The sequence below is a fragment of the Streptomyces sp. NPDC091376 genome (genome assembly GCF_044757085.1).
Classification (GTDB): domain Bacteria; phylum Actinomycetota; class Actinomycetes; order Streptomycetales; family Streptomycetaceae; genus Streptomyces; species Streptomyces pratisoli.
In genome coordinates, this window is sequence record NZ_JBIVUF010000043.1 from 1 (window position 1) to 15,904 (window position 15,904).

The following is a 15,904-nucleotide window of genomic DNA, read 5'->3' on the forward strand; positions in this document are numbered from 1 at the left end:
GGCCCAGTCATAGACCCGTGGGCCCTTGGCGCCCGGACCGCAGGAGATCCGTTGCCAGACGTCTTCCGGGGCCCCATCGAAGAGCTCATCGATCCGCCAGAACCCAGCAAGGCTCTTGACCTGCTGCGATTTCGGGACCGCGACAACGCACGAGCTCGTTAAGCTGCCACGTGCTCAGTGCGAGGCCATCTGAGTAGAAGGTGCTCATCTCCTGGCTGTCCTGGGTCGACACCATGGAAGTCCAGGGGATCACGGACGGCTCCAGGGATCTGTCCTGCGCCACGTGTCCGTGCCGAGCGCAAGCCGACGGCCGACCCCGCCCAGCACGGCAATGTTCCAAGTACGGCTGAGGAGATGGCGTGACGATTCCTCGGGTAGGACACGACACATCAGGGGCTTGCCCGTCCTCGGACCTATTGGTCTGGCTGGTGCAGCCCAACGCTACTGAGCGCGGTCTCAGGCGGGCTGCTCTGTCGGTGTCGCGAGCTTGGGAGCTAGCGGATGAGGTCAGCGAACACGTCCTGTATACCGTGGCGGAGTTCGTCGATCGGGCTATGAGGAACTCGCTTCCTCCCATTTGTGTGTGCCTCTCGCGCAAGTGTCCCGAGAACGAGATTCGTATTGCCGTCACGGACGGTGGGCACGCTACTGATCCGCGCCCTTCGCCTCCCCGGATAGGTAGTCAAGAACGGCATCCCAGAGTTTCCGGTGTAGCTACGGATTTCGGCACCCGGGCCCTCTCCAGCGGATCCATACAGTGGGCCACACTGACGATTCTTCGCTGAGATCTCATTCTAACATTCCGGACGAGGATCAAAGCTGGGTCAGGCAATCAATTAATGTCAGCTCCACGTAATTTCGTTTCTCAGCTCACTCCTACTCGCGACCCCAAGCTTCCTGTAGATGTTCTGAAGATGATTCTCAACGGTCCGTCGGGATATCTTCATCCGCTCGGCTATCTCGGCATTGGTCAGCCTTTGCACGATGAGGTCTGATATCTCTCTCTCACGCTTGGTCAGGTGTGCCGATTCCGGCGACAGTGCAAGGTGAACTGTTTTCGCACCTTCACACATCTGGGCCAATCGTGCTGCATGGTTTCCGGCAGCCGTCGCCTCCCGGGTACGATGCCGCCGGCGCCAGGCATCCGCTGAGGCCGCAGCGGCCTCAGCGGCCAGCAGCAATGCGCCAACGTGCTCCAGTCTATGTGCGCTGCTGAAGAGCTCTTTCGGATCTCCGCTGGCTCGCGCCGATACGTACATGGCGCAGGCGGCGGCAAGTTGGTCTTTGGATGAGCTGGAGATCTCCCTCAGTCGGTCTGCTGCCGCACTCGGCTCGCCGAGGCGTCCCAGTTCAGTAAGCAGTCTTACTTCACTGGAAATGTTTCCTTCAGCGCGTGATTCACATGCTGCTTCCGTCAGGAACGCTTTCGCGCGTACGGGGTCTCCGTCAATGATAGAGAATCGCGCACGGCCGATAGCGGCTTCAGAGCTAAAGGGTCCCCATACCGGCAGTGCGTCCGCCTGCGCCATAGCGCGCCGGGCGGCGTCCTCGTCACCGGACATCAGGGCTGACTCCGTAAGCAAGTGCAGGGATGCGAACAAGACCCCTTCAGATTCGGCCTGCCGCGCCATCGCTGCAGCCTGCCCGGCCCACCGGCGTGCGGTCAGCGGAATTCCGATGAGGACGGCGCACCGCGCAATCATCAGAGAGAGGAGGGTGTCAAGATAATGCAGATCTAGGTTATGGATACGGACCCAGTTTTGCAGGCCGAGGAGGTAGGCATCTCGCAGTCGTCCCGCTTCCCCTGTCGCAAAGACCGTCGGAATTATGGCATGCCGGGAATACGAGAGCTTCGCGATGTCCGCGTACGCTTCGAGTGCGCCTAGCCCGTCATAGAGTCGCAGTGCCTCCGTGGCGCGACCGCGGGCTGCCATCGACCATACGCGCGGTAGGCGGGCCAATAGATTTGATGAGGGGGTCTTTCCTTCCAGCAGGCTCTGCGCCGCAGTAGGCTGCCCCATGAATGTGTAGAGTGCCGCCTCAGATTCCGCGAGCGCCGTCAGACCAGCTTCCGACTGCACTTTCCCGGGTCGTTCAGTCGCTACCTGAGCCGCCTTGCGATAATTTCCCTGTCCCCACATCAGGTTCCGCGTGCGCAGTATTTTCGCGCGGACCAACTGCCGCTCGTTCTCTGCAAGTTCCTCTGCATGGACCAGTACTTGTTCAGAAAGCCGAAAATCTCCGAGTTCGTGCAGTGCTTCGCCCCACAGGAGCCATGGGAAAAACTCATTCTGGGTACGAGCTGCGACCGAAGCCAGAGCCTGCATCGCAGAGAAATCCCGCAGTTTGCGCGCGGTTCTCATTCCCCGCATGAGAAGGGAGCGGTCAGCCCTCCCATTGACCTCAAGTTCCCAGAGCGCTAGGTTGAGTCGGTCCTGGGGACGCCGAGCACCACGCGCACGAATACGGGCTATCTGTTGTGCGAGCAAGCTTCTCTTCCTGGATTCCGGCATGCCGCACAGCAGCATCTCGCGATGCAGCGGGTGTACTAGTGACAGGCCGACACGTGCTCCTTCGTTTCTGGCACGAACCAGTCCGGCGCACTCGAGCCTGCTGGTGGTTTCAGCGGGGAATTCCCGGGCGCCAACCGTCCCACATAGGGCGATGGTGTCGAGCAGGTCTCGCGCCTCATCCCCCACTCCATCTAGAGTCGACTGAAATGTGTCCCGGATTGCACGAGTACTCTCCAGCTTCCCTCCGAGATGCCAGATTTCTCCATCGTGCGCAAGAATACGTGAACTCACTGCTCCATAAACCAGTTCACGTACTCGGCGGGCATTACCTTCACTGTGCCGGTAAAGTGCGGCAGTAGAATAGGGGGTTACAGGACCTCCGACCGCAGCTTCGACAAGCGATGACATTTCCTCGTGGGTAAACTCACGAATCTCAACAGTGCGGGATGCGTGCGCCCGTTCGAGCGACGAGGCGGCTTCGCTCAAGTGCCGGCCGAACCGAGCCGTAGCCAGAAGGAATATCTTCCCTGAGTCCAGCAACTGAGAGATGAGGGTGATAGAGGCTAGGTCAAGGTACTCCAACTGGTCGACCAGAAGAACAAATCGCCGGCGAGGCCTGGTGGAAGCGGACCTGCTGATCGAGTCGCTTGCCCACTGGAAGCACTCCAGCGGGTTCTCCGGGCTGTAGCCCTGTGGCAGGAGATGGGCCAGTGCGGCGAGCGGTGCTCCATCAGGAGTATTAATGGCACTCCTTCCACCCTTATGACCCTGCGTGAGTGCGCGGTTGAAGCACTCATGTGCGAGGCGTGTCTTTCCGACGCCTGTGCCACCCTTAATTATGAATGATTGATACTGCATGTCACCGAGTGCCGCCAAGAAGGACTCTATCTGGGATTCCCGTCCAACGAAGGGCCATCTTCCCTCGAGTGACTGTTGCATCGCCTTCTCCCTCGCAATTTCCGATCTTTTTGCCTGACTGAGGGATACCGCTGTGAGGATCCGTTCCCGCAGGGGGTGGGTGCGGGCATTGGAGTCTCTCAGGAGACGAACAAACGGTCCTGAGCATTGTGTACTCATGTGGCTTTCCATTGGGGCTGTCTTTTGTGGCACTTCTGTTACGCAAGAGGCTCTGCCCTGCCTTTATTCAGGGCATTGAGCACCCGTTCGCACAGTCGCCTCGGTAAAAGGCTGGCAGACTCGGCTCGTTCCCCTGCTCTTCCTTACGTCGCGACGCCATGGTGTATCGGCCTCGCTGCATAGCACGCCGAGGCTGCGGATGGATGGGTTCCTACACCTTCGCTCCGGGCCGGTTTCTCTGGCAGCTGGGCGACCGCCGATCCATCGCCAGTCATGCAATCAGCGGCCGCCCGCTGGGACGGGTGGCTCTCTGTGCCATGCACGCATCCGGAGCAACGCGGCGACTGATGGCGAGCATCACGGGAAGCACCGCCGGTGAGGACTTCCTCTCCGTCTTCCGTCGGCGTGGAGAAGCTGGTGCAACTAGCCGGCAAGCCAGACAGCTGTGTCGCCTGCCAACTGTCCATCGGGTGTGAGCGGGGAGCTGGACAGAATCACTTTGCGATGCGACGGCAGGGGAATGGGGCTGGCAGAGAAGTTGACTACGCAGCGGAAGCCCGGATGGCGTGCAAAGGAGAGAACCTCCTGAGAGGATGAGCTGTCCCACTGAAGGGTTCCGTCACCAAGTGCAGGGTGACCGCTCCGGATACGCAATGCCTGGCGATAGAGCGCAAGTACTGAGGCATCGTCTTCTCCTTGCACCTGCTGCGTCAGCGTCTTCCACGCGGCGGGCTGCGGCAGCCACGGCTGGGCGTACGCGTCGCGCGGGCTGTACCCGAATGGTGCCGCGTCACCGGACCAGGGCAGCGGGACCCGGCATCCATCGCGTCCTCGCTGAGTGAACCCGGAGCGAGCCCACGTGGGGTCCTGCAACATGTCATCGGGCAGGTCATCGACCTCCCACAGGCCGAGTTCCTCGCCCTGGTAGATGTAGGCGCCTCCCGGCAGAGCCAAAGTGAGGAGCGCGGCAGCGCGTGCCCGCTGAGTACCCAGGGTGAGGTCGAGGGGACCGGCTCCCTGTGCGACGCTGAGCGGGCCGAGATCGTCTTCCGGCTGGACGCAGCCGTAGCGGGAGAGGTGGCGGACCACATCGTGGTTGGACAGCACCCAAGTTGTGGGGGCGTTGACAGCGCTCATCGCGGTGATTGAGCTGTCGATGGCTCGCCTGAGGTGCGGCGCGCGCCAGGGCGCCGTCAAGTAGTCGAAGTTGAAGGCGGTATGCAGTTCATCGGGCCTGACGTAACGTGCGAGGCGTTGAGGCGTGCGTGTCCATGCTTCGGCTACGAACAGCTTCGGTGTGTCGTAGGAGTCGGCGATCCTGCGCCAGCTGCGAAATATGCCGTGGACTCCCTCTTGATCCCAGTGCGGATGACCTGGGTGTGCTGCAGAGCCCAGGAGTTCAGCGTCCGTGTGGTTCAGGTCGGGCAGGCTGGGATCTTTTATCAGTCCATGTGCGACATCGATGCGGACGCCGTCGATGCCGCGTTCAAACCAGAAACGCAGGACGGATTCGAATTCCGCGTGTACCACGGAGCTTTCCCAGTTCAGGTCAGGCTGTTCCGGTGCGAAGAGGTGGAGGTACCAGTCCCCTGGTGAGCCATCGGGTTCGATAATCCGGGTCCATGCCGGACCACCGAAGACACTCCGCCAGTTGTTGGGGGGAAGGCTGCCTTCCGGCCCGGATCCAGGGCGGAAGATGTAGCGTTGCCTGGCTGCGCACTCCGGTCCGCCGGCGATGGCTTCTCTGAACCAGGCATGCTCGGATGATGTGTGGTTGGGAACGACATCGATGATGATGCGCAAGCCGTGGTGATGTGCCTCCGCGATGAGCTCGTCAGCTTCGTCGAGTGTGCCGAACTCCGGAGCGATGTCGCGGTAGTCAGCGACGTCGTAGCCTCCGTCAGCCATCGGAGAGGGATACCAGGGATTCAGCCACAGTGCGTCGACGCCAAGGTCAGCGAGGTACGGCAAGCGCTGCCGGAGGCCGGCGAGGTCACCGATCCCGTCGCCGTTGCCGTCGGCGAAGCTCCGCAAGTACACCTGGTAGATGACCGCACTACGCCACCACTCAAGCTCTGAGGTGGATGATCCGGGTGCGTGGTCATGTGGCATCAAGGACTCCTGCTTCTTGCGTTCGCGCGTTTGTCACTTGACCGCTCCGGCTGTCAAACCGGCAATGATCCGGCGCTGGAATACCAAAACCATGATCACGAGCGGGACAGTCACGAGTACGCCGGCGGCCATCTTAGTTCCGTAGGGAATGTCGAATCCGCTGGATCCACCAAAGCGCGCAATGGCCACCGTGGCGGTCTGCATAGAAGAAACGTTGACCATGGAAAGGGCGATGATGAACTCGTTCCAGGCACTTATGAAAGTCAGGATCGCGGTCGTAAAGACCCCCGGGGCGGTCAGCGGGATGATGACCTTGCGGAACGCCTGGCCTGGAGTGCACCCGTCCACCATTGCCGCTTGTTCAAGTTCCCTGGGCAACTGCCTGAAGAATGCGGTCAGATTCCATACGGCAAGCGGAAGGGCGAAGGACATGGATGGCAGTATCATTGCCTGATAAGTGTTCACCCATTGTAGGGTATTTGAGAATAGCTTGAGCATGGGTACGACGAGGGCTATGCCAGGGAACATTGACGTGCCGATGACGACTGCGAGCAGAACATTCTTGAACCTGAACTCGAGCCGGGCGAGCGCGTACGCTGCGAAGGTGGCAATAATGAGCGTCAGAATGGTCGTTGCGCCGGCCACGATGACACTGTTGAGCATTGCGCGCAGGAATCCGCTGTCCGGTGCCAGGACGGCACGATAGTTTTCCAGCGACCAGGGAGAAGGAAAAGCTGACTTCTCAAATATGTCAGAGCTTCTCCTGAAGCTGGATACTGCCATCCAGTAGAAGGGGATAAGGCAGTAGGCGACTAGCAGGATCCTTCCCAGGATGCCTGGGTTCGCCTTCTTCACAGTGCTCGATGACCAGCGGGAAAGCTGAGTGGCCGCGTTCATGCCGTGGCTCCCGTAGTGATACGGCGTTCTTCTTCTCGTGGAGTTTTCTGCTTCGATGCGCTTTCAGTGGAGAAGACTTCGGCACCGAGGATTCTCACGAAAACGAACGCCACGGCAGCCACATAGAAGAACAGGACTACGGAATATGCGGCAGCAGGCCCGTATCGTGTGTTGGCAGCCTCGTCGTACGCGAGCATCGAGAGCGTCTCAACCGAGTTTTTGTGTGCGCCCACGAGGACATAGGGGAGATCGAACATACGCAGAGCGTCGAGGAGCCGAAACAGCACTGCAACCAGCAGCACTGGTCGGATCAGCGGCATGGTGAGCCTGGTGAACTGCTGCCAGGCACTCGCTCCGTCGACGCGAGCCGCCTCGTAGACTTCCGCGGGAATCAACTGCAGTCCTGCCAAGACCAAAAGTGCAACGAACGGCGCGGTCTTCCAGGTATCGGCGACAATTACTGCAAGCTGGGAGGCGATCCCGTCAGTGGTCCACAGAATCTCGTGGCCCAGCACAGCGTTAGCAACGCCGTCCGCCTGGAAGATCCATTGCCAGAGCAGAGCCGAGACGACCGTGGGGATGGCCCACGGCACCAGGATGCTGGCCCTGACTATCCCCCGGCCGCGTACGACCTTATGCATCACGAGTGCCATGGCTATCCCTAGGAGGACTTCGACCAGAACTGTCGTGAAAGTGAACATCGTCGTATTGGCAAAGGCGTTCCAAAAACGCTCGCCTGCCTGTCCCCTGAAGATGTCCAGATAGTGGTCCAAGCCTGCGAAACGTTCACCGTCTTGCACGAAGCCTGAGCTGTCAAGCCCGGATTGTGCGGCGAAAAGAGACTCGCGGAAAGCAGCGAGGATCGGGTATCCGGCGACAAGTCCGAGGACTGCCGCTGCGGGGGATACCAGCAGGATTGCCAGTGAACCCGTGCCTCGCTTGCGATTGCGCTTCTCGGCAGGCAACAGCTTCTCGTGAGACGAAGCTGAGGGGTTGCTCGACGGAGCAGCCGGAGTGGTCATTTGGTATCACCTTGGAGTGGAGGAACTACGCGTCTGCGAAGGTCACGATTGTGGCGTCAGCGACAACCGTGAGAGATCGATTCCTCACTCGCCCTGGCTGATCCGCTCGAGCTTGCCCTGCAGTTGCCTCAATGCCTCGCGTGGCGTCGTCTCCCCCTTCAGTGCGCTATATGCGCTCTCCTGGATAGCCGTTGTGGCGTCCCCATAGCGCACCACTCGGGGGCGTGGGGTCGCTGACAGGATGGACTGCTTGAGTACGGGGAGATAGGGATACTTGGCTATGAGACTCTTCTCATCGTAGAGGCTCCCCAATGTTGGGGCGTTCGAGTTGAGCAGCAATTTTTCACGCTGCATCTTTTCGCTTGTCATGAATTTCACAAAGTCAAGTGCCGTCGCCTTATTCTTAGCGAAGGCGCTCACAGCGAGGTTGTGGCCGCCAAGGCTCGACACGCCTGGTCCATCCATACCAGGCAAGGGTGCTACCGAGAACCGGCCGGAGACCTTAGAGGAACCATCTTCGTTGCTGGCCAGGGCGTACTGGTACGGCCACTGCCGATGGAATACGAGTCGCCCGCCCTGAAAAGCCTGTCGTCCCTCCTCTTCCTTGAAAGTGATTGCCTTCTTTGGGATCAGGCCTTCCTTGAAGGCCTCGACGAAGAATTGCAGCCCTCGCTCAGCTTCCGGGCTGTCAACAGCCGGGCGGCCTTCGGCATCCATGATCAATCCACCGGCGCCGTTGACCATCTCGGCGAAGTTGACCGTGAGGCCTTCGTACTTCTCAAACTGCCCGGCGTAGCATGACATGCCCTCAGCTTCAGGAAGGGCTAGTACCTTGTCGCAGGCCTGGCGCATCTGCCCCCAGGTGGCCGGCGGCTTCGCCCCAGCCTTCTGCAGCAAGTCCTTCCGGTAGAAGAGCAGTCCGCCATCCGAAGTCTCCGGAACCGCGTACATATGCCCTCGGTACGATGCTCCCTCCACCGTGGGCTTGAGGAATGCCGAAGGATCGATCGCATCCTCAGGGATCGGGAGGACCCAGCGGTTCGCCGCGAACTCGGCCGTCCATACCGTGTCCAGGCTCAGCACCGTGAACTCGCCGGACTTGAGTTCGGCGTTCTGGATCATCCGGCGACGCTGCTCATCCGGTGAATCTGACAGGTCGATGATGCGGACAGGCTCCTTGGAATGCGCTTTGTTCCACCGGTCGACCACCTTCGTGAGCGTCCCACTATTGTCTTTGCCCGCCGCCAGTGTGATCGGTCCGCGGCCGGTGAACTCGGGGCTCTGGTCTTGCGCCCCCCCGTTAGTGCTGCAGGCGCCAAGTGCAGCAACCACCCCGATCGCCGCCCCGGTCCTCGCCAGCCGGTTCCCCATGCGCTTCCTCCTAGTCCCTTGGCGCCGCGTCGACGTACCAGGTCAGTGGGGCGCTGCAAGGAGCCTAAGAATCTCCGACGATCAAGTCCACCGTTACTCGCAAGTTTCTTTCAGATCTGACGCAAGTTCTGTCAGAAGGTGACGTGCGCCATACACGATCAAGGCTCCTCGGCTTCCCGGCGTAAGGCCGGCCACTCGTCGCCTCTTTGAGGGATGACCCGTTCAGCACCCAGGAGAGGTGCTCGTCCTCTGCTGGCTCCGTCTGCCGTGAGCGGGGCAGGACGCGAGCAGGCAGGACCCGCGTACGAGTGCCCTGCCAACTGGAAGAGGCCGTCAACGACAGCGGGCCGCCGGAGTATGTCCACGCGCGGGGCCGGCCACCAGAGTCCGCTCCGAGGCAGAACACAGGAGCCCTGGGCGGGCTTTAAGATCACATCAACGCTCTTCTGCGAGCGATGGCGCGGCGGCTCCCCCTGTGCGGTCGGCTGCTCAGCAGCGCCCCGTCCTGGATACGGCAGGTGCTCACCGCCTGTCGGGGCCGCTCATGCTCCACGAATCCGCGAGAGGGGACAGGTACCTGTTACTCATGCGGCGTGACGGCGACGCAACAATCATTACTAAATAGTCGGAAATGCGACCTATCAGGTCGTCCCGTCAGCGTTACCCGTCCCGGCAGATCCCGAGGGGACGAACATGGATGCCGAGAACCAAGACCCTGCGACCGGTAACAGCTATCTCCTTCTCGCCGCGGTTCACTCCAGGGCCGCCGCCGCCGAGCCCGCAGACGGGGAGTTGTACCGCCTCTGGGCGAAACAGCTCCTGCGGACCCTGGCGGACCTGCGCCGCGTACACCGCCCTGCAGACCCCGATGGCAGGTACTACCAGGCCACGATCTGGGAGAGTATCGACTGCCAGCTCGCTGACATATCCCCCTGTCCCTCGGTCCTGCACGGGCTCGATTGCATCCTGGACCGCATTGTTCGGGGTGCCGCAACAATGGTGGATTATGCGCAGTGGTGCGCCACGGCAAGCTCCACACTCGGATGCGTTCTTTACTCCACCGAGCCGGACAATCTGATTCCCAGCGTGGGAATTTACAACGCAGCGACCCGGGTCCGGGCTTTGATCACCCAGGCCCTTGAACCCATCGCTGTCAGTCTCGGCCCGTGGGACAAGGCATTCACCATCCCTGCAGGGGACGGGGCACTCGGCTGCGGTGCCCGGGACGGGTACCCGGGCAAACCGGCCCGGTCCTGATGTCCCCTGCTGCTGCGGGGGTGCCGTGGTGTACCGCCGCTCCGGCTGCAAGGGCAGGGCGCCTCAGTGCCGGCAGGCCGGTCCTCCTCACCCTGTTTGCCGTATCCGGTCGCGGCCCTGTGTGCCGCCGCAGGCTGGCGAGAAGAGCCGGCTGGACCTGCCCGGGCCTACTTCCGCCTGCCCTTGTGCCCACCTGGGTAATCTCAGCCCTCTCCCCGCGGCCCGGCGAAGCGCGCCGGACACTGCTGGCTCACCGGCAGCCAACTGTCCTCATGCGCCCTGGTCCTCACCAGGCCGAAAGCGTGCGCTGAAGCACGCCCCGCGCCCAGCGCCGTCTTCACCAGTCCCCCCTTCGCATCCTCTGCCGGCGGATGGCATGTCTGTTCCGCGCTCCCCACTGACGGCTGCCGCACCCGGACTGGCCACCATCACTCCGACAGCAGCCTCAACCCCCCGCAGCTGGCATCTGCGGCTGCCGGAGAGATGGCCTGCCGCCAGCACACTGCGGGAAGAAGCCACCGTCGCAGTACCGGCCTGGTACCCGGATGCCGGAGGATGCGCGTGGAGCGCTGGCTGCACGCGGGGCACGCTGGGGCACTCCGCGCCCTTCCTGCTGTGGCGGCGGCGCATCCTCCAGACGATACTCGGAGGAATGCCGACCATGATCAGGTATGTCACCCATGACCGGACGTGGCCGAACGGCTCATGGGCTGCAGGACTGGTTCGCGGTGTGCCGCCGTGGATTCGGCGCTCGTCCCCTTTCGTCGACGGCCCCGGGCAGGCGTGAATGGAAAGAGTCACAGGCACCTGGCCCTTTGTCGGGCGGCAGAAGGAAATGAACTTGTTCCGGGAAGTACTGGCGGACAGCACTTCTCATTCATTCCTCATCGAAGGACCGCAAGGCGCCGGGAAAACCAGGCTGGGGGAAGAATGTCTGGCAGCGGCTCAGGTCGAGGGATATCTCACATGGCGGACGGTGACGACTCCTCAGACGACTTTTCCGCTGGCTGCGCTCGCCCATGTACTCCCCAAGGACTTTGATCTGCAGCGCCCCCTGGAGTCCTTTCAAGGGATCATTGCGCACTTGCACAAAGGTCACAGGGGAAGTAAGTCGGGTAGCGGCTGGATTGCCGTCCTGGTGGATGATATCAATCTCCTGGACGATGCTTCCGCGACGGTACTTGAGCAGCTCACCACATCGGGTATCGCCTTTATGATCGCGTCCGTAGAAGATCACCGTGAAACGTCAGAGAGTGTCTCACGCCTCATCTACCAGGACTCCGCTAGGAGAACAGAACTCGCCTATCTGGACCAGCAGGAAGTCGAGGCGCTTCTTTCCGCCACCCTCGAAGGCCTGGTGGGACCCCGCGCGGCTGACTATTTTTTCCATGTGAGCGAAGGAAACATTCTCTACCTTCGCGAGCTTGTCATCGGAGCTGTCCAGGCAGGGAATCTCACGTTCGACGGTGAGATGTGGGAGATTTCGGGGCATCACAAGCCGACTCCGCACCTGTCGGAACTTGTCTGGAAAAGAGTAGAGAGCGCAGGGGCGGAGGGTAGAGAATTCTTGGAAACTCTGGCTCTCTGCGGAACGTCCGGTATCGGACCTTACCAGTCCGAGGTGCCCTCACTGGAATCCGCGGGCCTCATCAGGATCACAAGGCGTGGGCGCAGGACCATGGCCGATCTGGCACACCCAGTTTACGGCGAAGTACTCCGCACATTTGTAAGTTCCACGCGCAAGAGCATGCTGCTGCTGGCGCAGGCTGAGCGAATCCGCGCTGCTGGGGCTCGCCGCCAGGAGGATTTCCGCTACATCGCGCAGTGGGAACTGTTCGCCAGTGGCGAAGTGGATGCCAGCACTCTCCTCAAGGGCTCCCGCCTCGCACGCCGTTCATTCGATTACGAGCAAGTCAAAGTTCTCACTGAGGCAGCCTGCCGTGTGGACGAGGGATTCTGGCCCCGGCTGCTCCTCGGGGAAGCCCTCTACGAGCTCGGAGAAGCCGATAGAGCGGTAGAAGTGCTGAAAATCGCCGCGACTCGCGCTCAACGCGAGGATGAGCATGTGTACGCTTCGCTCGCTCTCGAGCGCGTCCTCTGCTGGGCTCTCGCGGCCCCTGAGGAGGCCCTGCGGATCAACGCCGAAGCCGCCCAGAGAGCCACAACTCCCGAGGCCAGAGCTACCCTGGATGTAGCCCAGGGGGTATTTCTTACTTTTACGGGGAGAATGAGGGACGCTCTGGATCACCTGAAAGAGGTGGAGAATATCCCCAATGCCCATATCCGGGCTGTGGGGCAGGGCACTCTGGCTACCGTCCTCACTTTCCAAGGCAGAGTCGACGAGGGTCTCGCCATCGCACACCATGCCTACGAGGAGCGGAAACAGCTGATTGACCCCCCTGCGCTCCTGCACCCGTCCGAGAATATTCCCCCTGTGGCATGCGCGATCCAGGAGTCGGGCTCACTGAGCCAGGCCTACATGATGATGCTGAAGGGATGGGACGAGGCGAACACGGACAACGACCTCGAGGGTCTCACCATGATGGCGTCTGCCCTGGCCAGGGCAGCCCTCCTCGAAGGCCGCCCACGTACCGCACGCCGATGGGCCTCACAGGCAGTCTCACTGGCCCGCCACCAGGGGTTCCTCGGCCCTCTCCATCCCGCGCTGAGCCGGCTGGCAGAAGCATCCGCAATGGTTCAGGACAGACCAGCCGCACGCAGAGCCCTGCAAGAGACCCGCGGCATGACTCCCTGGGGAACCTTCACACCCGAACTCTGCCTCGGACACGTCTGGCTCTCCGCCACCTCCGGCGACCTCGCTCACGCCCGCGAACTGCTCACCGAAGCAAGCTCCCGCGCACAGTCCATGGGCCACGTATCAAGTGAAGCGAGACTTTTGACCGATCTGTGCAGACTCGGAGGAGAACACCAGGCATACGAAAGACTCAAGCATCTCGCACAAATCTCGTCTGGAAAGTTCACAGCCATCCGCTCCCGGTTCGCCGAAGCGCTGCATCTTCAAGACCCAGAAATGCTGATGGACACCGCCCACGAGCTCAAGGAAGCCGGAGCACTGCTGCTGTCAGCAGAAGCAGCAGCAGCAGCAGCAGAGAACTGGCAGCGCAAAGGAAACACAAGGCAGTCCATGGCATCTCTCCGCATGATGAACAGCCTGCTGGGACAGTGCGAAGGAGCATGGACCCCGCTCATCGCCTCCACCGCCGCCGAAACACCCCTGACAGCCCGTGAACTGGAGATCTCCCTGCTCGTCGCAGAAGGCGACACAAACGCCGAGGTCGCCCAAAAGCTGTTCCTGTCGAAACGAACCGTAGACAACCACCTGCTCAGCATCTTCCGAAAACTCGGCGTCACAAACCGGAGAGAACTCAAGAAGGCATTGGCGCGATAACTCCCCCGCCCCCACGTATGGGGCCAGACCTGGCTAGCCCCGCCCGAGGCAGAGAAGCAGTGCCGCAACAGATCGTGGACACGGCCTGGCAAGGTCGGCGACATCCACAGCACGTGCCCGGCCGGGTCGGTCACGGCAGCTTCGAACTTCGGCACGGCACTGCAGGAACTGAAAGGAGGGCTGGACGACGAGCCTGCCACCTCACCGGAAGGCGCCATGCCTAATCAACACGAGCAACTACACACAGGCACTCTCCATCCAGTGGCGGATGCTCTCATCCATGCTCTCACCCAACGGGATTTCCAATTGAGTCATCAGCCCCTCCTTTGCCGCCTTCCCGAATTCCATCTCAAATTCACTAACCCTAAGGATTTGCTCTGCGGCCCCCTTCTGGTATTTCTCCTCATTCGCCGCATCTATCATCGGCAACGTACACGCTGAGATCGTATCCTGTACCCGGACTGTGATCTCGGCCTCTACCATTGCTCGCGCCTTGCGTGCTTCTGCTAGTGCATCCCGCTGAGCGCGCACCGACTCTAGCTTCTCACGCTCCGCATCTAGCCTCTCGAGCTCCGCCTACTCGCGCGCCTTTAGTCTCTCAAGCTCCGACGTGACCGCTGCTGAAACATCGAAACCGAGAAGCGTGCCGCGCTGCGACTGTGGGTTCTTCGGAGCCTGCGGAGAGTCTGCGCCTGCCGGGCTGACGCTGGCCATGAAAAACGTCGCCGCCAGGCAAACACTCATTCCCCATACGGTTAGATTCTTGGAATTCATTAACTTTCGGATTCTTTCTTCACTGGAGCTTCTTTACCGCGGCGGCTCGAATCTCGCCTGCAGTCATCGCGGTTCTACCTGGGCCATCATGGCGATTAAAGGACCTGAATGACATAAGCAATTTTCGCTCACTGAGCTTCTTCAGCGTTGCAGCTCCAGGCGGGGATGGCCTTGGTGATTGATGTCATGTGGTTGGGGCTACATCGGGATCTGCGGAAGATCCGCCAGGACTTCGGGCGGGCTATGCCGCGTTCGACGGGTGCTCGTGCCGCGGCCAGGGCTCGGTTGCGGGTCTTTTCGGTGGGGGTGAGTTCCTGGAGGGGCTTGCGCTTGATGCCGGTGGTCAGCCATGGGCCGGCGCCCTGGTGGGCGAGATCGGCCACGATCGGAACGCCCTGGCGCTCGCAGATGCGGATGATCCGGTGGGTGCGTGCGGCGGTCAGGTCGTGGGTGCGGCCCGGCAGGGCGGGCGAGAGCCATAACAGCCGGCCACCAGGGTCGGTGACGACCTGCACGTTCACGCCGTGGCGCCGGTGTTTGTGAAAGTAGTCGGCCCGGCCGTCTCCGACCCGGTCGCCCTCGGCGAGGTGCCGTCGAGTAGGACGAAGTCGGGTTCGCGCTCGCGCAGTGTCTTCAGCAGACCCGGCGCACGCGCGGCGAGCAGGTCGACGACCGCGCCGGTGTAGGCGTGGGCGGTGGACTCGCTGATCCCGAACCCGGCGGCGATCTTCGCCAGAGTGATGTGTTCGCGCAGGTACACCAGTGCCACCATCGCGCGCTGCGACGGACGGAGCTTGCACCGCCGGTCGCCCTCACGGGTGACGATCAGCATGGTGACCCACTCCACGAGTGCATGCGGCAGATCGAGTGCGGCAGGATGAATGACCAACGAGGCCCCCGAGCAACGTGATGGAGACGTCAGACATCTCCATCAACAGCCCGGGGACCTCGCTCGTTGCGCTTCAGGGCCCATCACCCGATCGGTGGCCAACTCGAAGAAGCTCACTGAACCTCTTTCATCCTGAATAGTTGCAGGTCAGGAGTGCGTGGACGGCCTGGACGATGGTGCTGATGCGGCGGGCGGAGCATCTGGCTCGCCGGAGGATTCGCCAGGATTTCAGCTTGGCGAAGGCGCGTTCGCCGGGTGCGCGGAGTCGTGCGTGGTCGCGGTTGAACTGTTGGTAGTGCTCGGGTTGTTCGCGGTGGTGGTAGTAGGGCGTGCGGAGGATGGCGCCGGCGCCCTGATAGGCGCGGTTGTCCACGGACATGCCGCCGTCCGTGTGGGCGGACTTTTGAAGTCCCTGCTGGCGGACACTTCATCTCCCTGTCCGGTGTGACTTTTCGCCGCGAGGCAGCCACCCGCCGCAGCCACCGCCTTTAGGCCGTGTCCTATGTGGTGAGGCGGACGAGTCGCTTGTAGCAGCACAGAGCGGCGGCGAGGCCGAGAAAGGCCAGGTAGTTGCGGGGATGGC

9 protein-coding genes and 2 pseudogenes are annotated in these 15,904 nt (G+C 61.6%); 3 read left to right on the top strand and 8 right to left on the bottom strand.

Features of this window, described 5'->3' with window-relative positions; translation table 11 throughout:
• Positions 1 to 842: 842 nt before the first annotated feature.
• From ACIQMR_RS37660 to ACIQMR_RS37680, 5 genes are all read right to left on the bottom strand, one after another.
• Positions 843 to 3,452 (bottom strand): LuxR C-terminal-related transcriptional regulator, encoded by a 2,610-nt coding sequence (locus ACIQMR_RS37660; protein WP_401397507.1) that lies wholly within the window; start codon positions 3,450 to 3,452, stop codon positions 843 to 845.
• 561 nt (positions 3,453 to 4,013) lie between these two features.
• The gene (locus tag ACIQMR_RS37665) at positions 4,014 to 5,702 is read right to left on the bottom strand and encodes an alpha-amylase family glycosyl hydrolase (RefSeq protein ID WP_401397510.1); all 1,689 of its coding nucleotides are present in this window, start codon (positions 5,700 to 5,702) and stop codon (positions 4,014 to 4,016) included.
• Positions 5,703 to 5,735: 33 nt separating this feature from the next.
• Positions 5,736 to 6,599: a carbohydrate ABC transporter permease gene (locus tag ACIQMR_RS37670; protein WP_401397513.1), complete on the bottom strand. Its 864-nt coding sequence runs from the start codon at positions 6,597 to 6,599 to the stop codon at positions 5,736 to 5,738.
• On the bottom strand, positions 6,596 to 7,621 hold the full coding sequence (locus tag ACIQMR_RS37675) for a carbohydrate ABC transporter permease (protein WP_401397516.1): 1,026 nt from the start codon (positions 7,619 to 7,621) through the stop codon (positions 6,596 to 6,598). Before ACIQMR_RS37675 ends, ACIQMR_RS37670 begins: the two co-directional genes overlap by 4 nt.
• 84 nt (positions 7,622 to 7,705) lie before the next feature.
• Positions 7,706 to 8,992: an ABC transporter substrate-binding protein gene (locus tag ACIQMR_RS37680; RefSeq protein ID WP_401397519.1), complete on the bottom strand. Its 1,287-nt coding sequence runs from the start codon at positions 8,990 to 8,992 to the stop codon at positions 7,706 to 7,708.
• A 693-nt stretch (positions 8,993 to 9,685) separates the two neighbouring features.
• Here ACIQMR_RS37680 and ACIQMR_RS37685 point away from each other — a divergent pair.
• Both ACIQMR_RS37685 and ACIQMR_RS37690 read left to right on the top strand, forming a co-directional pair.
• On the top strand, positions 9,686 to 10,249 hold the full coding sequence (locus ACIQMR_RS37685; protein ID WP_401397522.1) for a hypothetical protein: 564 nt from the start codon (positions 9,686 to 9,688) through the stop codon (positions 10,247 to 10,249).
• Between the two features lie 841 nt (positions 10,250 to 11,090).
• Positions 11,091 to 13,658: a LuxR C-terminal-related transcriptional regulator gene (locus ACIQMR_RS37690; protein WP_401397525.1), complete on the top strand. Its 2,568-nt coding sequence runs from the start codon at positions 11,091 to 11,093 to the stop codon at positions 13,656 to 13,658.
• 237 nt (positions 13,659 to 13,895) lie between these two features.
• Here the strand turns inward: ACIQMR_RS37690 and ACIQMR_RS37695 are convergent, their stop codons facing one another.
• Entirely contained in the window at positions 13,896 to 14,141 is a 246-nt protein-coding gene (locus ACIQMR_RS37695) for a hypothetical protein (RefSeq protein ID WP_401397528.1), read from the bottom strand.
• 127 nt (positions 14,142 to 14,268) lie between these two features.
• On the opposite strand from ACIQMR_RS37695, the gene ACIQMR_RS37700 reads away from it, so the two are divergent.
• Positions 14,269 to 14,544, top strand: coding sequence for a hypothetical protein (locus ACIQMR_RS37700; protein WP_401397531.1), 276 nt, complete (start codon positions 14,269 to 14,271; stop codon positions 14,542 to 14,544).
• Between the two features lie 16 nt (positions 14,545 to 14,560).
• Here the strand turns inward: ACIQMR_RS37700 and ACIQMR_RS37705 are convergent.
• A pseudogene (locus ACIQMR_RS37705) lies at positions 14,561 to 15,321 on the bottom strand (transposase family protein).
• A gap of 127 nt (positions 15,322 to 15,448) precedes the next feature.
• Positions 15,449 to 15,724, bottom strand: a pseudogene (locus ACIQMR_RS37710) (transposase family protein); the annotation flags it as partial.
• Between the last annotated feature and the right edge of the window lie 180 nt (positions 15,725 to 15,904).

Coding starts and splice junctions, on each gene's coding strand:
- ACIQMR_RS37665 (WP_401397510.1), bottom strand. CDS start 5,702: ATGCCACATGACCACGCACCCGGATCATCCACCTCAGAGCTTGAGTGG.
- ACIQMR_RS37675 (WP_401397516.1), bottom strand. CDS start 7,621: ATGACCACTCCGGCTGCTCCGTCGAGCAACCCCTCAGCTTCGTCTCAC.
- ACIQMR_RS37660 (WP_401397507.1), bottom strand. CDS start 3,452: ATGCAACAGTCACTCGAGGGAAGATGGCCCTTCGTTGGACGGGAATCC.
- ACIQMR_RS37685 (WP_401397522.1), top strand. CDS start 9,686: ATGGATGCCGAGAACCAAGACCCTGCGACCGGTAACAGCTATCTCCTT.
- ACIQMR_RS37670 (WP_401397513.1), bottom strand. CDS start 6,599: ATGAACGCGGCCACTCAGCTTTCCCGCTGGTCATCGAGCACTGTGAAG.
- ACIQMR_RS37680 (WP_401397519.1), bottom strand. CDS start 8,992: ATGGGGAACCGGCTGGCGAGGACCGGGGCGGCGATCGGGGTGGTTGCT.
- ACIQMR_RS37695 (WP_401397528.1), bottom strand. CDS start 14,141: ATGGTAGAGGCCGAGATCACAGTCCGGGTACAGGATACGATCTCAGCG.